This window comes from Rheinheimera tangshanensis, from assembly GCF_014645135.1.
Classification (GTDB): domain Bacteria; phylum Pseudomonadota; class Gammaproteobacteria; order Enterobacterales; family Alteromonadaceae; genus Pararheinheimera; species Pararheinheimera tangshanensis.
In genome coordinates, this window is the sequence record NZ_BMLH01000012.1 from 81,436 (window position 1) to 102,133 (window position 20,698).

Annotated in this window: 22 protein-coding genes; 10 read left to right on the forward strand and 12 right to left on the reverse strand. The window is 45.6% G+C overall.

Features of this window, described 5'->3' with window-relative positions:
* Positions 1-251: 251 nt before the first annotated feature.
* Positions 252-1,124, forward strand: coding sequence for a 3-keto-disaccharide hydrolase (locus IEW88_RS17520; RefSeq protein WP_147905353.1), 873 nt, complete (start codon positions 252-254; stop codon positions 1,122-1,124).
* Between the two features lie 69 nt (positions 1,125-1,193).
* On the opposite strand, the gene IEW88_RS17525 is transcribed toward IEW88_RS17520, so the two are convergent.
* A complete protein-coding gene (locus IEW88_RS17525; protein WP_053425085.1) occupies positions 1,194-1,619 on the reverse strand; it encodes a hypothetical protein in 426 nt (141 codons plus the stop codon).
* A gap of 263 nt (positions 1,620-1,882) precedes the next feature.
* Here IEW88_RS17525 and IEW88_RS17530 point away from each other — a divergent pair, with 263 nt between their 5' ends.
* A complete protein-coding gene (locus IEW88_RS17530) occupies positions 1,883-2,071 on the forward strand; it encodes a hypothetical protein (RefSeq protein ID WP_053425084.1) in 189 nt (62 codons plus the stop codon).
* A gap of 149 nt (positions 2,072-2,220) precedes the next feature.
* Here the strand turns inward: IEW88_RS17530 and IEW88_RS17535 are convergent, their stop codons facing one another.
* A complete protein-coding gene (locus tag IEW88_RS17535; RefSeq protein WP_185148655.1) occupies positions 2,221-2,829 on the reverse strand; it encodes an FMN-binding negative transcriptional regulator in 609 nt (202 codons plus the stop codon).
* 5 nt (positions 2,830-2,834) lie between these two features.
* Positions 2,835-3,230, reverse strand: a complete 396-nt coding sequence (locus IEW88_RS17540) for a GNAT family N-acetyltransferase (protein ID WP_053425082.1) — start codon at positions 3,228-3,230, stop codon at positions 2,835-2,837.
* A gap of 91 nt (positions 3,231-3,321) precedes the next feature.
* Between IEW88_RS17540 and pdxR the strand changes: the two genes are divergently transcribed.
* Positions 3,322-4,770 carry a MocR-like pyridoxine biosynthesis transcription factor PdxR gene (gene pdxR / locus IEW88_RS17545; protein ID WP_147905351.1) on the forward strand — a complete coding sequence of 483 codons (1,449 nt, stop codon included), beginning with the start codon at positions 3,322-3,324 and terminating at the stop codon, positions 4,768-4,770.
* Positions 4,771-5,090: 320 nt separating this feature from the next.
* The gene (locus IEW88_RS17550) at positions 5,091-5,804 is read left to right on the forward strand and encodes a DUF445 domain-containing protein (RefSeq protein WP_147905350.1); all 714 of its coding nucleotides are present in this window, start codon (positions 5,091-5,093) and stop codon (positions 5,802-5,804) included.
* Positions 5,805-5,870: 66 nt separating this feature from the next.
* Here IEW88_RS17550 and IEW88_RS17555 read toward each other — a convergent pair whose 3' ends face one another.
* The gene (locus IEW88_RS17555) at positions 5,871-6,659 is read right to left on the reverse strand and encodes a PhzF family phenazine biosynthesis protein (protein ID WP_147905349.1); all 789 of its coding nucleotides are present in this window, start codon (positions 6,657-6,659) and stop codon (positions 5,871-5,873) included.
* Between the two features lie 108 nt (positions 6,660-6,767).
* Between IEW88_RS17555 and IEW88_RS17560 the strand changes: the two genes are divergently transcribed.
* The 4 genes from IEW88_RS17560 to IEW88_RS17575 all read left to right on the forward strand — a co-directional run bounded on the left by IEW88_RS17560 (position 6,768) and on the right by IEW88_RS17575 (position 8,753).
* Positions 6,768-7,157, forward strand: coding sequence for a cytochrome b562 (locus tag IEW88_RS17560; RefSeq protein WP_053425078.1), 390 nt, complete (start codon positions 6,768-6,770; stop codon positions 7,155-7,157).
* A gap of 89 nt (positions 7,158-7,246) precedes the next feature.
* On the forward strand, positions 7,247-7,666 hold the full coding sequence (locus IEW88_RS17565; protein WP_147905348.1) for a nuclear transport factor 2 family protein: 420 nt from the start codon (positions 7,247-7,249) through the stop codon (positions 7,664-7,666).
* A gap of 61 nt (positions 7,667-7,727) precedes the next feature.
* Positions 7,728-8,171 carry a MarR family winged helix-turn-helix transcriptional regulator gene (locus IEW88_RS17570; protein ID WP_053425076.1) on the forward strand — a complete coding sequence of 148 codons (444 nt, stop codon included), beginning with the start codon at positions 7,728-7,730 and terminating at the stop codon, positions 8,169-8,171.
* Positions 8,172-8,243: 72 nt separating this feature from the next.
* A complete protein-coding gene (locus IEW88_RS17575) occupies positions 8,244-8,753 on the forward strand; it encodes a DUF1993 domain-containing protein (protein WP_147905347.1) in 510 nt (169 codons plus the stop codon).
* Positions 8,754-8,856: 103 nt separating this feature from the next.
* On the opposite strand, the gene IEW88_RS17580 is transcribed toward IEW88_RS17575, so the two are convergent.
* From IEW88_RS17580 to IEW88_RS17595, 4 genes are all read right to left on the reverse strand, one after another.
* A complete protein-coding gene (locus IEW88_RS17580; RefSeq protein WP_147905346.1) occupies positions 8,857-9,645 on the reverse strand; it encodes a substrate-binding periplasmic protein in 789 nt (262 codons plus the stop codon).
* A gap of 78 nt (positions 9,646-9,723) precedes the next feature.
* On the reverse strand, positions 9,724-10,629 hold the full coding sequence (locus tag IEW88_RS17585; RefSeq protein WP_147905345.1) for a DMT family transporter: 906 nt from the start codon (positions 10,627-10,629) through the stop codon (positions 9,724-9,726).
* A gap of 32 nt (positions 10,630-10,661) precedes the next feature.
* Positions 10,662-10,832 carry a DUF2496 domain-containing protein gene (locus IEW88_RS17590; protein ID WP_147905344.1) on the reverse strand — a complete coding sequence of 57 codons (171 nt, stop codon included), beginning with the start codon at positions 10,830-10,832 and terminating at the stop codon, positions 10,662-10,664.
* On the reverse strand, positions 10,819-11,088 hold the full coding sequence (locus IEW88_RS17595) for a late competence development ComFB family protein (RefSeq protein ID WP_053425071.1): 270 nt from the start codon (positions 11,086-11,088) through the stop codon (positions 10,819-10,821). The genes IEW88_RS17590 and IEW88_RS17595 overlap by 14 nt, the downstream gene beginning before the upstream one ends.
* A 160-nt stretch (positions 11,089-11,248) precedes the next feature.
* On the opposite strand from IEW88_RS17595, the gene IEW88_RS17600 reads away from it, so the two are divergent.
* On the forward strand, positions 11,249-12,352 hold the full coding sequence (locus IEW88_RS17600; RefSeq protein WP_147905343.1) for a tryptophan 2,3-dioxygenase family protein: 1,104 nt from the start codon (positions 11,249-11,251) through the stop codon (positions 12,350-12,352).
* 144 nt (positions 12,353-12,496) lie between these two features.
* Here IEW88_RS17600 and IEW88_RS17605 read toward each other — a convergent pair whose 3' ends face one another.
* Genes IEW88_RS17605 through dinG form a run of 4 tightly spaced genes read right to left on the reverse strand, consistent with a single transcriptional unit; the run spans position 12,497 to position 16,849 of the window.
* On the reverse strand, positions 12,497-13,456 hold the full coding sequence (locus IEW88_RS17605; RefSeq protein WP_147905342.1) for a histone deacetylase family protein: 960 nt from the start codon (positions 13,454-13,456) through the stop codon (positions 12,497-12,499).
* Positions 13,429-14,019, reverse strand: coding sequence for a primosomal replication protein PriC (priC, locus tag IEW88_RS17610; RefSeq protein ID WP_185148654.1), 591 nt, complete (start codon positions 14,017-14,019; stop codon positions 13,429-13,431). The genes IEW88_RS17605 and priC overlap by 28 nt, the downstream gene beginning before the upstream one ends.
* A complete protein-coding gene (locus tag IEW88_RS17615; protein ID WP_053425067.1) occupies positions 14,016-14,795 on the reverse strand; it encodes a sulfite exporter TauE/SafE family protein in 780 nt (259 codons plus the stop codon). The genes priC and IEW88_RS17615 overlap by 4 nt, the downstream gene beginning before the upstream one ends.
* A gap of 2 nt (positions 14,796-14,797) precedes the next feature.
* Positions 14,798-16,849: an ATP-dependent DNA helicase DinG gene (gene dinG / locus IEW88_RS17620; protein ID WP_147905340.1), complete on the reverse strand. Its 2,052-nt coding sequence runs from the start codon at positions 16,847-16,849 to the stop codon at positions 14,798-14,800.
* Between the two features lie 487 nt (positions 16,850-17,336).
* On the opposite strand from dinG, the gene IEW88_RS17625 reads away from it, so the two are divergent.
* Positions 17,337-20,192: a TonB-dependent receptor domain-containing protein gene (locus IEW88_RS17625; protein ID WP_147905339.1), complete on the forward strand. Its 2,856-nt coding sequence runs from the start codon at positions 17,337-17,339 to the stop codon at positions 20,190-20,192.
* The last annotated feature ends 506 nt before the right edge of the window (positions 20,193-20,698 follow it).

Consider the following 20,698-nt stretch of genomic DNA (forward strand, 5'->3'; position numbering starts at 1 on the left):
TGTACTTGAAGTTGCAGCTTTGTTGACTGCGTGTTCTCGCCCCAGTCACATAGGTAAACTATGTGACTGGGGTCTCACGCTGTTGTCGCCTCCCTGAAATTCCAGGTTACTTGGGTATAAACTCAAAATGGGGGAGAAAGCAGGTTACGAAAAAACGTAATGGGTTTTTGTCCTGCCGTTGGATGTAAGCGCTTTACATTTTTCGGTTTAACTGGTATCCAATTGAAATCATTCATTATTGGATAAAAGTCATGAAACTTAAACTGCTGTGTTTTTCTGTCGCCTTTTGTAGTTATGCCACGCTGGCAGCCGACTGGCAGGCTTTGCTGGATAAAACTTTGAGTCAGTGGGATACCTATTTAAGTTATAAACACAAAGAGTCGTACGATGGTTCAGTGCCCAAAGACGAGCAGGGCAAGCCGATAGCGCCTATAGGTTTAAATACAGGCAACGATTTATACAAAGTCTTTACCATGCTTGAGGAAAATAATGAGCCTGTGCTTCGAGTCAGCGGTGAAATTTATGGTGCTGTCACCAGTAAAAACTCTTACAAAAACTACCACTTAAAACTGCAGTTTCGCTGGGGTGATAAAAAGTGGCCACCTCGCCTGAATAAACTCAAAGACAGCGGTATTTTGTATCATGCTGTAGGCGAACATGGGCAGGAGTATTTCCGTTCCTGGATGATGTCGCAGGAATTTCAGATCATGGAAGGTCATAATGGCGATTATTGGCAACAGGCCAATTCAGCTATTGATGTGCGCGCTTTTATGCCTGAGTCCATTATGAATGCGGTAGCTGATGAAACTCAGCCTTTTCTGAAAGTCGGTAAAGGCGAAGAGTTGCAGGGGTTTGTCTTACGTAAAGACAACCATGAAAAACCAGCAGGGCAGTGGAATACGCTGGAGCTGATTAGTTTTGAAGGCCAAAGTCTGCATATCGTCAATGGTCATGTGGTGATGGTGTTGCGCAATTCCCGGTATGTTACACCGGACGGTAAAACCAAGCCTTTAGTCGAAGGTAAAATTCAGTTGCAAAGTGAAGCAGCAGAAATTTTTTACAAAGACGTGCAAATCAAAGCGCTTGATCAGATGCCAGCTGAGTATGCCCGGTTGTTTTTGTAATGTTTTAGCAAAAAGAGGCCGCCATTGGCAGCCTCTTTGATTTGAGAAAAGTTGTGGCCGAACTAGGTGTCAGAATTTGTATCCGACGTTCAATACCGCCACGGTTTTGTTATCGCCTTCACGACGTCCGTTCTGATGCTCTGCAGTGCCTAAGCCGCCACCTAAAGTCCAGCCTCGACCATTAAAGCCGTTGAAGTGGTAGTCATAAGTCGCCAGCAGCAAACTATCTGCATCAAATACATCGGACTCTGACGCATACTGCGCACCAAAAACGTGCTGACTGCTGACCGATGGCGCCAGATGAAAACCGACAGCAGCGCCATTTACGCCGACACCGACATACAGAGCCATATTGTTTTCGCGATAGATAAACTTACCGCCTAAATCGCCATACTGTGAACCAAAACCTGCCGCCGGGATAAATTCGCCCGCCTGCACTGTGGCTGTGAACGCCGCAGTAAGTACCAGCGCTGTGAGCGCTACTTTCATTTTCATTGGTAGTCAACCTCTGTTGAATTTTGTATCTGATGTCATGGAGTGACAAAACGGCGGCAGTCTATCTTTGCGAAATGAACGGTAGCTTACTGGTATGGAAAAAGTATCTTGAGGCCGATTCGGAAAAATCTTCTGAGTGAAAAAGTAAAGATTCAGTTCAGCCAGCGCTCATTTTTCGTAGGTTAGGCTTGCAATTCGCCTGCTGTTGGGAAGTCCGAACCTTACCCGGCAGTGTCAACCAAAAGAAGACAGGAGTGCATCTTATGAGTGCAATCAAACAACAGCAAAGTGCGCAACCCTATGACTACAGCGCCCGAACCATCAACGAAGCATTAACTCAACAGGAACGCAGAGCATTAAGCCTGATTTGGCGGGATGACGACAGTGACGTTGTAAACACAAAACGTCGTGAAACTGCGGTTGAGCATTGCGCTGAGCTCGGCTACAACTGATTTTTTAAGCGCTGCAGGACATCTGCCCGCACTGAGGTAAAGCAGGGGTAGCTAAAGCATAACCCTGCTACTCCCGCTATTTTGCCTGTGTCCTGGCGTCCACCACTGTGCACATCTGGCGTTTGCCTGCTGAGCATCACTGCGGGTGATCACGGATGTGCTCCGTCAGCATGGTACAACTTCAGTTGCTGCATCAGTTGCCAGACGCTTTGTGGCTGCTCTGTGGCCTGCAAATAATCACCAACTTTTTGCCGCTGAGCGGCAGATTTATTCTGCGATAGTTTCATTTTTCCAAGCCAACTGCTGACATCAATCCGCACGCCACAGATAGCATGCACCAGCTTTTGTTGATACTCAGCCGCTTGCTGCAGATCTGGCGCAGAAAAACCTTCTTGCCTGCGCACTAAATCCAGCGTTTGCTCCGTGCTCAAGGTAAAGGCTGTGCCTTTGAGTTCCACCAGACTGTAGTTCCAGGTGGACACCGCATGTGCTTCGTCATAACAGTCTGCGGCGACAAAAGCATGTGGCCCCATAATCACAACCTGTACTTGCTGTTGGTCAAGCTGTTTTAACTGTGGATTATTGCGGGCCAGATGACAATAAGCCGTAAGTCGTTGCTCTTGCCAGTCGAATAAAAAAGGCAGAGGGCTGTACAGCAGTTCCGGCTTGCTGCTGAGCAGTAAACCAAAATAGTTTTGCTGCAGAAAAGCCTGGATCTGTGGCTGATCGTCAGTGTGAAAATGTTTAGGCAAATACATGATTTTTAGAGTTCTCTTTTGATCACAAAGGCATTGTGACATAACTGATAGCCGACTTTGGGGTAGTACCGCATTGCACTTTGCGCACTATGCAACAACTGCTGTACTTCAGGTCCTGTGACATGCTGCACCTGACGTAATAATTCTTTGCCAATGCCTTGATGTTGCGCGCTTTTATCCACCAGCAAATCACAGATATAAACCACCCAGGCTTTGTCCGTCATACAGCGGGCTAAGCCCACCAACTTGCCCTCTTGCCGTGCAGTCACCAATAAATTGGCGCTGGCTAGCAGAGTCGCCATCCGGCTTGGATTGTCTATGGGTCTGTTAATGCCAGAGGCTTTATATAAAGCCAGCATTTCTTCCAGATCAAAACCGGACTCTACTTGATAACTCAGCATGCAAACTCCTCCTGTGCTTGTATTGGTTGCTGTTTTATCGTTAAACTGGTTCTGTTGAAAGTGCCAGTTTTTTTAAAGTGAGAGATCCAGTTTGCGAATTGAGCTTGGAAGTTTTTTCCTGTCTGGTCAGGGGACTTTGCAACAACAGTTGTATCAGGCACTGCGCGAAAAGCTATTAACGGCGCAGTGGCCAAGCAGTGCCTTGTTGCCATCCAGCCGGCAGTTAGCCAATGAACTGAATCTAAGCCGCAACACTATTAATCAGGTGTTACAGCAGTTAGTCGCAGAAGGTTATCTGCAAGGACAACCAGGGCGAGGTTACCAGATTGTATCTACAGCTCCTGATCAGTTTTTTCAGGCCAGCAGTGGGCCTTTCAAAGCTGCCGAAACCGAGATGGAGTTGTTTGATTATGGCATCCGCCTGAAGTCCGGACCTGCATCTGGTTTGTTGCAACCTGGAGTGCCGGACTTAGCTGCTTTTCCTTTTGCGTTGTGGCAAAAGTTGACTCAGCGTCACAGTGGCAGAGCCGCCTTGGCGGGTATGGCTGATGTGATGGGGTATTTGCCACTGCGTCAGGCACTGAAAGATTATTTGCGCCAGTCGCGTCAGGTGTTGTGTGACGAGGACAGTATTCTGATCACACCCGGTGCTCAGGCCGCTTTGTTTGTCGCAGCAAAATTAGTCAGCAAAGCCGGAGACAAAGTGGCGATGGAGTCACCGGGCTATCCGCGTCTGCGTCAGGCGTTGCAGTTATCCGAAGCCGACATTCACTACATTGATGCCAGTTCAGATCAGGGGATTGCAACCTCCGCACTGCATCAGCTTCAGGGCTGCAAAGCTTTGTTTGTCACCCCAGCCCACCAATACCCTATGGGTGGCATTATGCCGCTTACAGAGCGGTTACAGTTATTGGAGTGGTCGAGACAACAACATTGTGTATTGGTCGAAGATGATTACGACAGTGAGTTTCAGTTCAAACACAGGCCTATTGCCAGTTTACAGGGTTTAGCTCAGGGGCAGGGCGTGATTTACGTCGGTTCCTTCAGTAAAACCTTATTTCCTGCACTGAGGTTGGGATATCTGGTGCTGCCTCAACAGTGGATGCCTAAAGCGGCAGCTTTACTGCAGGCTCTTTATGGTGATGTGGCTTTAGTGCCTCAGGCCGTGACTGCAGATTTTATACTGGAGGGGCATTTTGGCCGGCATTTACGGAAAATGCGACAGCTGTATCAGCACAAACAACAGTATTGCCTCAACCTGATCAGAGAGTTTTTACCCGACGCCATCTTGCATGCCCGATATGCAGGCTTACATCTGTGTATTGAGTTTCCTTACAGCATAGCGGATCAACAATTAACAGCTGAACTGGTAAAGCGCGGTTACAGAATACAGCCTTTGAGTCGTTATGTGTTTTCAGGTATCAAGCGTACAGGTTTAGTCATAGGGCTTGCTCATACCACGGAGCAGCAGTTAATGGTGGCAGTAAAGTTGATTGCACTGTTGGTGCCTTGCTACAAAGATGCCGGTACAATGGAATAGATTGCATAATTTGCAAATGGGAATTATTATCATCTGTGTTGTTTATTTACGCTGTTACATCTGATGATAAAACCTGAGCAAAAAAACGCGGCCGCCACATTGATCAAAACCACCCGACAGTGGCTTGGGCTTTTTATTGTACTGACCGGAGCTGTAATACTGGTGTTGGAGGGGATTGCGGTCTTACCGCTTTAATACTCAAGCCTGGCCTGAACCTGGCAAACTAACCAGACGAACCCCGCACTGTGTTCAGCTCTCTTGTTGTTCTGCTGTACACTGATTACAATCGCCGCCATTTGAGTGAATGAGTTGGAGTTGTGATGAATAAAAGTCTTTTGACCAATCTATTGTCTTTGATAGTGATGGCCTGTGGCTGGTTTTTCGCGCTGCCCTGGTTGTGGGCTATGGGATTGTTCGCATTTTCAGGGGCCGTAACCAACTGGCTGGCTATTCATATGTTGTTTGAAAAAGTGCCACTGCTGTATGGCTCAGGCGTCATTCCGGCGCGTTTTACTGAATTTAAACAGGGCATTTATGATTTGATCATGGGGCAGTTCTTTAGCAAAGAAAATCTGCAACGTTTACTTGCAGAGCAGCATGAACAGGATGCCGTGAGCTTAAAACTTGCTCCGGTGATTGAAACCATCGACTTATCTCCAGCCTTTGATGCCCTGCTTGAAACTGTGCAGAAGTCTTCTTTGGGTGGCATGCTGGCTATGTTTGGTGGTGCTCAGATGTTAGTGCCGTTAAAACAACCTTTTATTGAAAATTTGAGTCGTTCTTTAGTTGAGCTGGCAGACAGCCCGGACGTACAACAGCAGATTAAAAATCAGCTGCATCAGGGCGATACTATTGATCTGCTGCAACCTAAAATTGCTGCTGTAGTAGAAGCTCGTTTAGCGGAGCTGACGCCTGCGATGGTCAAAGACATAGTGCAACAGATGATCCGTCAGCATTTAGGCTGGCTGGTGGTATGGGGCGGTGTGTTTGGGGCCTTGATTGGCTTGTTAAGTAGTATTGTCCCTGCGATTTAATGACTTAGACAGCAGGGGAAGCATGAACTTTGCCCTGCTGTTCTTTTAACCACCATTTCAGGGCGGTCAGGGCAGATAAATTTCGCCTTTTAAATACAGCCTGGCCTGACCGGATACCTGCACCCGGTCTGACTTGAGTTCACAGCGTAACACTCCACCCCGTGCCGAGGCCTGATACGCCATCAGTTGGCTTTTCCCTAACCTGTCTGCCCAGTAAGGTACTAGACCGGCGTGAATGGAGCCTGTGACCGGATCTTCATCGCCACCATTGGCGGGCCAGAAATAACGGGAGACAAAATCGTAGTCTGTGCCTGCTGCCGTTGCGACTACATCGTAAGGGGCGAGCTTTTTAAGCTCTGAACTGACTGTGCAGAGTTGTTTTACCTGCTGCTCGTTATCATAAACGGCAAAATAAGCCTGCGCACTGCGCAATACTAAAGTCGGAGTAATGGATAAACCAGTAAGCAATGCTTCTGGTGCATCAACAGCACTGGCCAGACGTTTGGGAAAATCCATTTGGATCCAATTATCTTTTTGCTTGCTTACCATTAAGTCACCTACAGCTAAAGTACTGAATTTAAGCTCAGTACTGTCAGTTTGACTAAACAAGACAAAAGCGGCAGCTAAAGTGGCGTGACCACAAAAATCAATTTCAGTGACTGGAGAAAACCAGCGGATCTGATAGTGATCCTCAGCAAGCTTTAGTATAAAAGCCGTTTCTGACAAGTTGTTTTCAGTGGCAATCTGTTGCATCAGTTCAGGACTGATGGCTTGAGATACAGGCACTACCGCCGCATAGTTCCCCTTGAACAACTGATCGGTAAACGCATCGACCTGATAAATGGGCAGTTTCATCTGTGTCTTCCCTCGTTTGAGCTTAAGTTGCTGCATCATAACTCAGAAAAATGCAGCCTGATGGCTGAACTTACTTATAATGGAGCCGTTTTTTTATGAGGGGGTTTGATGAAAGTTATAATGTCAGTGTTGTTGGCCGGTCTGTTCGTTTGTGCCTCTGTCTCTGCCAATGAGGTGGATATGGAAAAAACCATGAAACAAATGGCGCTGAGTTTTAAACAAGCAAAAGATGCTCAATCTGTTGAGCAAATGACGGTTGCTATCGCAAGTTTTGAAGCGCAGGTCCAGCTGGCACAGCAAGCCAGCTTCGCACCTGAAAAAGCCGAGTTGTATCAAAAGGGACTCAAAGAGCTGGCACTTGAGGTGGATCAAACCCAATTATTGTTGGAAAAAAATGACTTAGTAGCGGCACAACAACAACTGCAAAAGCTGGATGAGCTGCGCAAACAGTATCATAAGCACCGCAAGCCAAGTTTCTGGCAGCTGATTTTTGGCTAATGCTGCACAGTAGAGACTAAATACAGACAATTAATCACAGATTGTTATTGTCACATGCAGCAGACTGGCGCTTTTGAGGAGCTATCACCATGCGTTTATTGTCTATCGCGATTTTATGTTGTTCCTATGGCAGTTGGGCCGCTTGTCCCGGCCAGTTTGACAGCAGCACTGACCAGCAATGGAATCAGTTTCGTTTGCACTCAGACGTGAAACGTCTGGGTCCCTTGCTGGCGGAAGAGTTTGTATTAACGCATTCGGATGGCCGAGTGGAAAACAAGCACAGTTATTTACAGGATTTGGCCAGCAGCAACAGGGTTAACACCCAGATTGAAAACTTTGATGTCCAGATCCGTTGTTTTGAAAATACAGCAATAGTCACAGGAAGAACTCTGCAGCAAGGGATCTCTGCTGGCAAGAAATGGCAGGGTGAATTCCGCTTCACCCGCCTTTGGTTTTATCAGAATAATCAATGGTTGCTGCAGGCTTCACACTCCTCTCGTTTGCGTTAACTGGTTTTTCCAACCCTATCTGAAGTATATTGCATACAATTCAATTGAGTCGGGTCAGATCATGAGTGCTGAAAAAGAAGATTATTTAGTGCTGGAAAAACAGCTGTGTTTTTCGTTGTACAGTGCAAGCCACAGACTGGTGCGCAGCTATCGACAGTTACTTGAACCTCTGGATTTAACCTATCCACAGTACTTAGCCATGTTGGTGCTGTGGCAGCAGAGCGAACTTAATGTCAAAGAATTAGGCGAAAAATTGCATCTGGATTCAGGCACTTTAACTCCTCTGTTGAAAAGGCTGGAAAACAAAGGCTTAGTTAGCCGAACCCGCAGTCAGCTTGATGAGCGTGTGGTACACATCCACTTGACTGAACAAGGCAAGGCGTTAAAAAACCAGGCCAGCCATATTCCTGTGGCTATATTTCAGCAGTCCGGTTTGCCTTTAGCGCAGTTACTTGAGTTGAAACAAAGCTGCGATTTGTTGTTTCAGCAGCTGGACACCTTGTAATACTCTGCTGCATCCCCATCTTATATTGCAGATCCTTGCAAAGGGCAGGATGATTTCAATGAGGCAAAGACTATGAGTTTATCTTTTTACAGTGCGTCAGTTCCGGTGTTCAAGCAGTTTCTTACCAGCTTAAAAGATTTATTAGCTAAAGCCGAAAAATTTAGTCAGCACAAAGAATTAGACGATGCAGTATTGCTGCAGTCGCGTTTGTATCCTGATATGTTTCCGTTGGTGCGTCAGGTGCAAATTGCTGCCGATTTCGCTAAAAGTGTCTCAGCTCGTTTAGCTGGCGTTGATGTACCAGCCTATGAAGACAATGAGCAGACTTTTGCACAGTTACAGCAACGTCTGGATAAAACTCTGGCTTTTCTGGACACTTTAACTGCAGAACAATTTGCCAATGCTGCAGACAAAGAAATTGTTTTGCGTCCGGGCACGGCCAAAGAAAAACGTTTTACTGGCACTCAGTATTTAGCTCAATATGGTTTGCCACAGTTTTATTTTCACGTCACCACAAGTTATGCCCTGCTACGACATAATGGGGTTGAAGTCGGCAAAAAAGATTATATGGGGCAAATCTAAATTTCCTCAGGCCATCAGGGGAGCTGCGTTGTCTTTATGCAACGCTGATTTGTCGGGATCCTAAGAGAAACAGCAGCGACTTAAAAAGCTGCTGTTTCTGTATTTACTTGAAGTATAAAATACCTTCCACGGCTTCCGTATTGATATTGTGGTAATGCTTTAGAATCATTTGCCACTTCTCCGCGATAAACTGTTGTTGGCCACTGCGCCTGAATTTTTCTGCTGCTGTTTTCCAGCGTTGCATCAGTTTTGGGTTGGTGCCTGATTTAGACATTAATAAATACACGTCAGAGCTTTTCAGGTTGTAAACCGATTTTACATCCGTGGTTTCGAGACCTTCCTCCCACAATAAATGCTGAATTCCCTGGCTTTCATAGGCAATTAAATCCAATCGGCCTGACCGTAATCTGTGGATATTTTGTTGATGATTCACAGAAGGATGTAAATTACCAAAACCCTGCTCCGTCAGCCATTCCTCTCTGATATCACCACGCACCACTCCTATGGCCTGTACTTTACGCAATTGTTCCAGTGACTCAATGTGAACAGGATTTGAACTTAACGCATACACTGACCAGGCTTTAGCACTCAATTGGCCCAGCCAATAAAACTCATCTTCTCTTTTTGGGGTTCTGGAAAAACTAAACAGCACTACATTAGGTTCAGTGCGGGCTATATGAATGGCCCGTGCTTCGGGCAAAACTTCGATCACAGTTTTGTCGTCCAGGCTTCGCTGAATAGCCTGCACCACCTCAACAGAAAAGCCAGTAAGTTGGCCATGACTATCCAGATAGCTGGCTGGAGGCTCGACGACCGTGATAATACGAAGGGGCTTGCCGTAAAGTGCAAAGCTGGTTAGAAAAAAGAAAATAACGCCAACAATCCATCGCATGTTTTGCGTTCTCGAAAAAAATACTACTCTAGGTATAGTCAGATTTATTAGCTCTGACAACCACTTTGCTCTGACAACTTATGAAAGTTTGAGGAGACGTTTAAGTTGTGCTGTCGGCAATAAGATAATCACATTACCTAACGCCACTATAGAGACACCAATCAGTGCAAACCAGCTCCAGTGGTAATTTTCAAAAAGAGTAGAGATACCTAAAGCCACTATAGGAAATAGCACCATGGTATAGGCGGCTTTAGCTGGGCCAATACGTCCAACTAAGGTAAGGTAAGCGCCAAAAGCCAAAACAGAGCCGAATAGCGACAGATACAACAAGGACAAGTTAAACTGAAGACTGGTATCAAATACAGGCATAATACCTTGCACTAAAGCAAAGACCGCCATCATAGCTGCGCCATAAGTCATGCCAAATACATTACCCTGCACCACTGGCAGCTGTTGCTGTTGGTTTTTCGATGAGAGCATATTGCCAAGTGATGCAATATAAGTCCCAGCGATACTCAAGACTAAACCCCAGAACGCAGAGCCGTTGCTCTCCAACCCTGCGAGTTCAGGCCAGAATACAAAAGCTATACCGAGGATACCTAACAAAGCCCCCAGTAGTGTTTTCATTTCAATAGGGCGGCCAAAAAACAGAGCGCCATTGAGAATATTCATCAGCACTATGCTGGAAAACACCACGGCTATCAGACCGCTGGTTAGGTCTGAAGTCGCCAGGTAAATCAGCAGGTAATTTAAACAGAACAAAAACAATCCCTGCAGAGCCATCCAGCCATGCTGGCGGCGACTGAAACGCAGCGGCAGTTTGCGCCATAGGCACCAGAACCAGAGCAAGAGGGCAGCTAAACCAAAACGATAGGTAATGGACCACATTTCCGGCACATCGCCAAGCTGAAACTTAATTGCAAAAAAAGTCGAGCCCCAAATCAACACTGTGGCCAGATACAAAGTAATGGAATGGGTCAACATACAGCCTCAGGAAAAATCGAAGTTTAATCAGCTTATTGAACAGGTTTAACAAGTTTCTTCTGAAAATCGCGTTGTACTATAGCCAGGGCTGACAGTACTGTTTCTGTTGGCAAATCCTGCTGCTCCAGCAACAGGATCAGTTCTACAGCCAGTTGCACCTCAAAAGGGGCATCAGATAAAGCCGGAGTCTCAGCTTTTGTCACGTTGGGTATCTAAGAAAGCTTTGGCTTTGGTGACCGCTTCGCGTACTTTCATCACCATTTCAAAACGTTCAGTCTGAGGCAAGTAAAACGCCATGTCGACTTCATAACGAATGTATTTAGGGGGTAACTGGTTCAGTACTATACAGCATAAATCGGCCAGATATTCGGTGTCGTATTCATCATCCAGACGCAATTCAACCAAATGATCAAGCAGAAGTTTTTCGTAATAGTTATGGATATCGTCATCTAACTTCATCTGTTACTCCTCGTGTGCCTGAACCTTGTGCTCTGGCCCCTGGTTATTTTCACTTAGCATAATCAGTTCAGGTATAAAACGCTACCAGCAGATGTTAACTTCAGGTCCTACTGATAGAATAGCGCGGTCAAAACAACAGGCTGTGGCCTAAGATAAAAAAATGCAAAAGAATACAACCCCTTGTTACTACGGTGACTACCTGCAACTGGACAAAATTTTAACTGCCCAGGCGCCTGAAAGTGCAAAGTATGCCAATGAAGCTCACGATGAAACTTTATTTATTGTGGTGCACCAGGTGTACGAATTGTGGTTTAAGCAGGTACTACATGAACTTAAAGCTGTACTTGGCGTGTTTGCCGGCGACGAAGTCAAAGATCAGCAACTGACAGGTGTAGTGCATAAGCTGAAGCGGGTTATTACCATCCAGCAACTGATGAACCAGCAAATTGGCGTAATGGAAACCATGACTCCTCAGGACTTTATGTCGTTTCGTGACTATCTGGTGCCAGCTTCCGGTTTTCAAAGCGTGCAATTTAAAATGCTCGAAATTGGTCTGGGCTTAAAAAGCGAATACCGTATCGACTTTGATAAAAATTCCTTTTACAGCCGCTTAAATGAAAAAGACCGGTTGTTTTTAGAGGGCTTAGAAACTCAGCCAAGTTTATTTGAACAAGTCGAAAAATGGCTGGAACGTATGCCATTTTTACAATTTGGTGATTTCAGTTTCTGGCAGATGTACCAAAGCGCGACAGAAAAAATGCTGAACGAAGATGAAAGCACAGTGTTGTCTATTGAACAGATTGCTGAACACGAACGCGAAATGCAGCTCAAAGAAATCATTAATACCAGAGCCAAATTTGCCGCTTTGCTGGATAAAGATAAATATGCGGAACTGCAGCAACAAGGCAGTTTCCGTTTAAGCCAACGCGCTATGTTAGCCGCTTTGTTTATTACCTTGTATCAGGAAGAACCTGTGTTTAACCTGCCATTTCAGGTACTGACCTGCCTGACAGAAATCGATGAAAATATGACGATCTGGCGCTACAAACATGCCATGATGGTACAGCGTATGCTGGGAACTAAGATTGGCACTGGTGGTTCGTCTGGCCATGACTACCTAAAACGCACTACAGAAAAGAACCGTATCTTCACCGATTTATTCCATATGGCTACGTTCTTACTGCCAAAATCGGATTTACCTGAATTGCCTTTGGCAGTGCGCAAACAGCTGGGGTTTTATTTCTCAGGTGCACAGCAGATTTAGAATCACCAAAGCTGTAGCTTCAGGTACTAAGCATATCTGCCCAAAGTAATTGATATTGCAGTGAGGCGGCAAGCGAGTGAGACCCCGGGAGCATAGTTCACTATGTGACTGGGGCGAAAGCGCGCTGCCAACAAAGCTGCAGCTTCAAGTACGAAGGGCATGAAACCAGCGGTTTGTATTTGGTAACGGCAAACCGCTGATTTTAAAGGCCGCATAAAACAGCTGCAGGTGAATTTGAGTTAAAGCTGACAGATCACGCTGATATCCGCCACCAATCACAGCCGCTACCGGAATACTGCGCTTGTGACATTCGTTGAGTACACACCAGTCCCGCTCTGCCACTCCCGCTGTGCTGATATGCAAAAGCCCTAAATCATCCTGCTGATGAATATCGATGCCTGCATCGTAAATCACTAAATCCGGCTGATGGATGCGCAGTAAATACTCCAGACTTTGTGTTACTGCAGCCAGATATTCGTCGTCTGTGCAGGCTGTGGGCAAACCTAAATCCCAGCTCGATTGCTGCTTGCGGGCAGGGAAGTTTTTTTCACCATGCAAAGAGGCTGTAATGATGGCTGGTTCATTTGCAAAGATAGCGGCAGTGCCATCGCCCTGATGTACATCACAATCAAAAATCAGCACCTTATCCGCGCCCTGAGTTAAGGCATAACGTGCCGCCACAGCTAAATCATTAAATAAGCAAAAGCCACTACCTTCACCAGCAAAAGCGTGGTGGTAACCGCCACTTAAATGCAAAGCTAAACCTTGCTGCAGTGCAAGCTTTACCGTTTGCACTGTGCCGCCAACCGAGGTTAATGAGCGTGTTACCAATTGTTCTGACCAGGGGAAACCTATACGACGCATGGCCTTGCTATCAAGCTGACCGGAGATGAGCTGCTCTGTATAAAACGGCTCATGCACAGACAACAACTGTTCAACGCTGGAGATTTGGGATGACGTGAATTGATCAGCCGGCACACCCAACTCCACTAAGGCCTGATACAAAGCCTGATATTTGCCTATCGGGTAACGGTGTTTAAAAGGCAGGTCAAGCTTGCTGTAAATAGGGTGATAAATCAGCCCCGGCGATTTTGTTCGGACCACTGAATTTCTACCTCTAATTCACTGATGGCTTTGCGACAACGACCTAAACGGGCGTGAATAGCAAGCACTCTGTCGGCACTTGTATCCGCAGAACCGCCGGACAACTGACGTTGTTCCAGTTCCAGCATATCCAATAAGCGTCTTTCATAACCCTGATACTCAGACAGTTGCTGATAAAGCTCTTGCGTTGAGCGGCGTAATTGTCCCACCATAGCCTGAGCTTGTTCTGATGCATTAGGTGAGGTGGTGCGTTTTTTGATTTTACCCGGTAAATAACGTAAGTCTTTGGTTTGAAAAGCCCGACTTAAGGCTTGAATTTGGGCGCTGAGTTTCGCCGCTAAAGCTTGAGCTGAGCCAGTGCGCTGTTCTGAGCTGGCTTTGAGGCGTTTGAGCATAGCTTCAGCTTCGAGCACATAGTCGGTTAAAAAAGGCGAGTGGGATTGAAACAAGTCACTATCAAACCAGGCTTTTTGTTGCCAGCTGCTTTGTTTACCGTCAATCACTTTGGCTTGTTGAGTCAGCTGTTTTAGTTGTTGCTCAAGCGCTGCCAATAAGTCTTTCATCCATTGCTCCAGGCTTGCCATAACAAGCGGGCCGTAATAGCTAATACCATAGTTAAAAACAGCGGCCGGATAAACTTACTGCCAAAACGTATCGCTGAACGGGCACCAAAATAAGAACCGAGCATTAAACAAGCACCCATCGCAAGGCCCAATGCCCAATAAATATGGCCAAGCCAGGCAAAAGTCACCAGCGCAAAGATGTTGCTGACACAGTTCATCGAACGAGCGACACCGCTGGTGAGCAGTAAGTTAATTTTATACAGCGCCATGGTCGACACCATCCAAAACGAACCTGTGCCTGGGCCTGCCAGACCATCATAAAACCCTAAGGTAAAGCCCTGAGCTCTTTGCTGCCAGAAATGTTTAGGTGTCTGCTCTGGTAAGGTGAGTTGATCGTCTGGCTGCATTTTTACCAGCAGGCTGTACAAAGCAGCGATGACAATAAAAAACGGAATAATACGTTCCAGCCATTCTTTGCTGATTAAATCCACCACTAAAGTGCCACAAGTTGCACCAATAGCAGTGAATATCAGAGCAGTACGCCAAAATTGTGGGTCAAACAGTTTACGTCTGTAATACGTAACGGATGCGGTAATAGAGCCAAACGTGGCAGCCAGTTTGTTAGTGCCTAATACCAGATGAGGCGGTAAACCTGCAGTGAGTAAGGCGGGGACTGTCAATAAACCTCCGCCTCCGGCCACTGCATCAATAAAACCTGCAACTAAAGCGACTGCACATAAAGCAGCGACTACCCAGAGGTCTAAACCTAATTCCATTGTTATTCTTCAATAGTTCGTGAAAAAGGGGGCAAGGCGTTGAGCATGGCTTTGCCATAAGTTTTGGTTACCAGGCGTCTGTCTAAAATAACAATGCGTCCATGGTCCATCTCCTGACGTAACAGTCTACCACAGGCTTGCACTAGTTTTCGTGCTGTGGCTGGTACAGTCATTTGTAAAAACGGGTTGCCACCGCGTTTGGTAATAGCTTCAGATAAAGCTTCTTCCAAAGGTGAGGAGGGCACGGCAAAAGGCAATTTGGTGATCACCAGATTGGTTAGCAAAGCCCCAGGTAAATCCAGACCTTCGGAGAAGCTTTGGGTACCACATAAAATACTACCTTCGCCAGCTTTGACTTTCAGCGCGTGAAGCTCCAGTAACGACTGACGTGAGGCTTCTCCTTGTACTAAAAAAGACCAGCCTTTAACCCGCAATGCTTCTACGACTTTTTGCATTTGCCAATACGAAGCAAACAGCAGCAGGTTCCCTGCGGTTTTATCTATGTACTGTGGCAGTTTTGCTATTAATTCATCAGTAAAAGCATCACTGCTGGGGTCCGTTTGCATTTTTGGCAGCAGCAGACGGGCTTTTTGTTGATAATCAAAAGGTGAGTCAACTTTGAGTGTTTGCAAACCCGGATGCTGGGAAAGTCCCAACTCCTGTTTGATATAGTCAAAACTATTCAGCGTTGTTAAGGTGGCAGAACACAGCACTGTGGCAAAGGCCTGACTGAATAATAAATCGTCCAGTAAAAAGCTGACAGACAAAGGACTGGCATAAGCGCTGCTTTGCTGATGTTCTTTTTGATCTTGTGTGACCCAACGCGCCTGATTGACATGTTTTTGCTGCGGTACTGAATACAGTCGCCAAAGTTCCGATTGCTGCTCAAATCGGTGTTCTATAGCGGTGAGTTCGAACTGCAGCGGCAGGACCAGCTTAGTTGCGATTTTATGTTCAGTCGCAGCTTCAGATAAAAACTGTTGTAATTTCTCAACAGCAGATAAAGCTTTGCCACTTAACTCGGCTAATTGGTCTGCATTGGCGGCAAAAGTCTCAGGCAATACCGCATCGGCAAAACGATAATGTGGTTCTTTAGCAAACCAGGAGCTTTGATTTAATTCAATCTGATGTTGCACAGGTTTGAGCTGCTTTAAAAAGTCGCTCGCTAGCTCATCGAGTTTTAACACTTCGGTCATAGCGCCGTGCTGCGGCAATACACCGGCCAACTGCTGCGTGGTCTTTTTTAGCTTTTCCAGATACTGGACCGGGAAACTCAGCGGCGCATGTGCTGAAAAGAAATCACGACCGCTGTCGGGTAAGTGATGGGCTTCATCTATGACATATATACAGTCGGCGGGCTCTGGCAATATTTGCGATCCTGCATCTAAATCAGCCAGTAACAAGGCATGATTGACGACCAGCACAGTGCTACCTTCTATTTCCGCGCGGGCTAAATGAAAAGGGCATTGATGGTGCACGGAGTTGGCTTTGCTGCAGTGGGCTGGGTCGGAGGCTATGGCATACCAATGCTCATCTGCAATTGGTTCCTTTAAGCTGTCTCTGTCACCTAACCAATGACGTTGCTGCCAGTTGCTAAGTAACTGCTGTAATAAAGAAGCTGGCGCTGTGCTTTGAAATAAAGGCAGTAAATCAGGTTGTTGTAGTTGCTGACGAATTTTTTCGACACAGGCATACCTTTGCCTGCCTTTCACCAGACAAAATTCAAATTTAAGACCGCTGTGTTTCAGGAAGAAAGGTAAATCTTTTTGCACCAGCTGTTCTTGCAAAGCGACAGTTGCTGTTGCTATCACCAGTGTTTTCTTTTGCTTTAATGCAAAAGGAATAGCAGCCATCAGATAAGCCAGAGATTTACCTGTGCCAGTGCCTGCTTCTACTAATAGGGTTCTGTCATAGCTGTGATAACTTCCGGCCAGAGTGTTGGCAATCTCAGCCACCATTTTATTCTGGCCAGGTCTGGGTTGGTAATTCGTCAGATTGCTTTTGAGCTGTTGATGAATTTCACGAATTTGGTTTTTTAAAGCATCAGTAAGCATTAAAACATCTGGATAAAAAGACAGGGGTTTATGATAAGACAGCTGTAACTCGAGCGCAATATCGATATCGAGGTGAAAATTTGAGCTTTTCGATGCTAAATAAATGAAAAAAACTAATTTATAGGTGTATTGATAGGTTTACGAAATTTTGCGCTGGATCTTACCAGATTTCTGTTTTGACCAAAAAATGAGCGGCAATTGGGGGGGGATTGAGCTATTTGGTACTGAATTTGAGACGAAAACTCAAAATATGTCCATTCTTTTCATCATATCCGATGCGAAAAGTCTGGATCATCGGGCTCGTTGACAACAGCTGACGTAATCTGTTCCGTAAAAGCTGTTGACCACGTTGAAAAATTGCGTTTATTATCGAGTCGTTGTTTTCGGGGTCCGCCTCGATTGCGAAAAGTTCCGGAGTTCCAATCGCCGTAAAGGTTGGTCATCGTAAAAATAGAATCACTAGATAGTGGTCCAGGGAGAATAAAACATGTTTACAAATAATAAATTATCGAAGGCAGTGCGTTTAGCTGTTGCTTTTGGTGCAGCTTCTACAGCTGTTTTCACCGGTGCAGTTGTTGCACAGGAAGCTGAAGAAGCAAAAGAAGTTGAACGTATTGAAGTTACTGGTTCACGTATCAAACGTACTGATATTGAAACTGCAAGTCCTATTCAAATTACTTCTGCTGAAGAGATTAAAGCTGCTGGTTATACCCGTATTGAAGATATGCTGAACAGCCTTCCTCAAATCGAAGCTTCAAGCACAGCCTTCACTGCTAACGGTACTTCTGGTACAGCTACATTAGACTTACGTGGTATCGGCGCTAACAGAACATTAGTGTTGGTAAACGGACGTCGTTTACAACCAGGTGGTCTGTACTCAAGCTCTGCTGACGTTAACCAGATCCCTGCAGCATTAGTTGAGCGTGTAGAAATTCTGACTGGTGGTGGTTCTGCAACTTATGGTGCTGACGCTGTTGCTGGTGTTGTTAACTTTGTAATGAAAGACGACTTCGAAGGCGTTGAGTTAAATGCCGGTTACTCAGGTTACCAGCACAAAAATGATAACAGCTTTATCCAAAGCAAAATGGATGCAGCTGGTTATGATTATGAAACAGGTAACTCTGGCTTAGACGGTAAAAGCAAAAGCCTTGACCTGACTGTTGGTGGTGCTTTTGACGGCGGTAAAGGTCATGCGACAGCGTACGCATCATGGCGTCAGGTTGACGAGATGTTGCAAAAAGAACGTGATTACGCGTCTTGTGCATTAGCTGCCGGAACAGGAAACTGTGGTGGTTCTTTCACCAATGCCATCCCTAACTTTGATATTTACCCAATTTTCAATGGCGAAACTGATTTTAACCAAAACGCGTTTTGGACTATTGAAGATAACGGTGGCACTACTCAGTTCTCTGAGGATGTTGGTGTTTACAACTTCGCTCCAGTTAACCACTTCATGCGTCCGGATGACCGCTTCACTTTAGGTTCTTTTGTACGCTACGAATTGAACGAACATGCTAACGTTTATACAGAAGTTAGCTACATGAACAACAGAACTATCGGTCAGATTGCTGAATCAGGTTTATTCTTCGAACCATTCGTTTTCGACGCTGATGCTGCTGTGTTCTCTGATGCACAGCGTGACCAGTTAGCTGCAGCTTTCCCTGGTGCAGACCAGTACTCAATCAGTATTGCAAAACGGAACGTTGAAGGTGGTGGTCGTACAGCTAACCTGGAACACAACTCTTTCCGTATCGTGACTGGTATGGACGGTATGATCAATGATACATGGTCTTATGACGTATCTTATCAATACGGTTCTGCAAGTTCGTCTGATGCATACAAAAACGACTTCTACATCAACTACGCTGGTACCCGTGTTGGTGCTGCTGGCGAAGAAGAGTGTGTTGGCGATTGTATCCCTTACAAAGTGTTTGAATTCGGTGGTGTAACGCCAGAAGCTGCTGCTCAGATGGCTGGTGCTGCTATCGCTACTGGTTTTACAACTCAGAAAGTATTTAACGCCTTCGTAACTGGCGAAACTGGTTGGACAGTTCCAGGCCACTCTTTACCTGTTGCTGCGGTAATTGGTGTTGAGAAACGTGACGTGTTCTTTGACCGTACCGTTGACACTATTTACGCTGAAGGTGCTTTATCTGGTCAAGGCGGTCCTACTCTGGATCTGCAAGGTGGCTATAAAGTAGAAGAAGTATTTGGTGAATTATCTGTTCCATTAGTTGAAGATGTCGCTGTTGCTGAGAACATTACTCTTGAATTAGGTGGTCGTTACTCAGACTACTCTACTTCTGGTGGCGAAAATGCATTCAAAACAGCAATCGACTGGTCAGTAAACTCTGAATGGAAATTACGTGCCAGCTACAACAAAGCTGTTCGTGCACCAAACGTTGCTGAATTGTTTGCAAGCCAGGGTCTTGGTTTGTGGTCTGGTTCAGATCCTTGTGCTGGTGACGATCCTTCTTTAAGTCAGGCTGAATGTGCTAACACGGGTGTAACAGCCGCTCAGTACGGTAATATCACTCCAAGTGCTGCTTCACAATACAACCAAATTGCTGGTGGTAACCCAGAGCTGACTCCAGAAGTGGGTAAGACGCTGACAGTTGGTATCGTTGGTAACCCGTTTGAAAACTTCAACTTCAGCATCGACTACTGGAACATTGAATTAAGTGATGTTATTTCAGCATTAGATCCTGAAGAAACCATCACTCAGTGTGGTAAAACAGGTATCGCTGCCTACTGTAGCCTGGTCAACCGTGCTCCTAGTGGTAGCTTATGGTTAAGTGACGATGGTTTCGTCACTGCAACAAACCAAAACTTAGGTAACGAACATTACCGTGGTATCGATTTAAGCATGAACTACAGCATGGATGTTGGTCCAGGCACGTTGTCTACCAGCCTGTTGGGTAGCTACAACATGAAGAAGTTCTTCGATCCGTTACCAGGTGTAGATGGTACTTCTTACGATTGTTCTGGTCTGATTTCTACTAAGTGTTTCCCACAACCAGAGTGGCGCCACACTATGTCGTTTAACTACACTACTGGCGGTGATTGGACTGCAGGTGCTAAATGGCGTTACTTCGGTGCTGTTGAATTTGATGGCACCTCACGGAACGTTCTGATTGGTGACGAAATCGAAGGCGTATCGTTCTTTGACGTAGTGGGTTCTTATGCTCTGACTGAAAATGTAAGTGTTCAGTTGGGTGTGAACAACGTGTTTGACCGTGAGCCTCCATTAGTAGGAAGCACTTTGGCTAACACTAACACTATCGCAGGCTACTGGGACTTGTTAGGTCGTTATGTTCACATGAACGTAACAGCACGTTTCTAATAAGACTGTTGACTATTCATTAAGTTAATAAGTAACTTAATGAGCGATTTAAAAGCCGGCTGTATTTCAGCCGGCTTTTTTATTATCAACGTTAAGATATTTCCTCTGAAGATCGCGATAATCAGTTTGGCTGAGATCTAGACAGAACTACAACGCTTCGTTACTCAATAATGATAAATACCCGGCATGAGTGCTCAAATAACTGCATTGAGGTTTGTTGTCCTGGCTTTCGTGTAAATGGCCAGGTAAGGGCTGTTATAAAAAGAATAAAACCTGTCAGTCCTAGGTATGGAGAAAGTTAAAAAGCGATCGCTCTATAGCGGCCTGAAGCTGAACGATGACTATGAAGGGCTAGTTACACGATCATTAAAGGAAAAAAATAGGGAGGGATTGAGCAGACTTCACTTGGACGGCACAAACAACATAAAGCTGACAACTAACAGAGCAAGTCTGAGCTAATTACACTCAAACTGCCTGATAAATTGCCAGTTTTAAAGTCAACACTG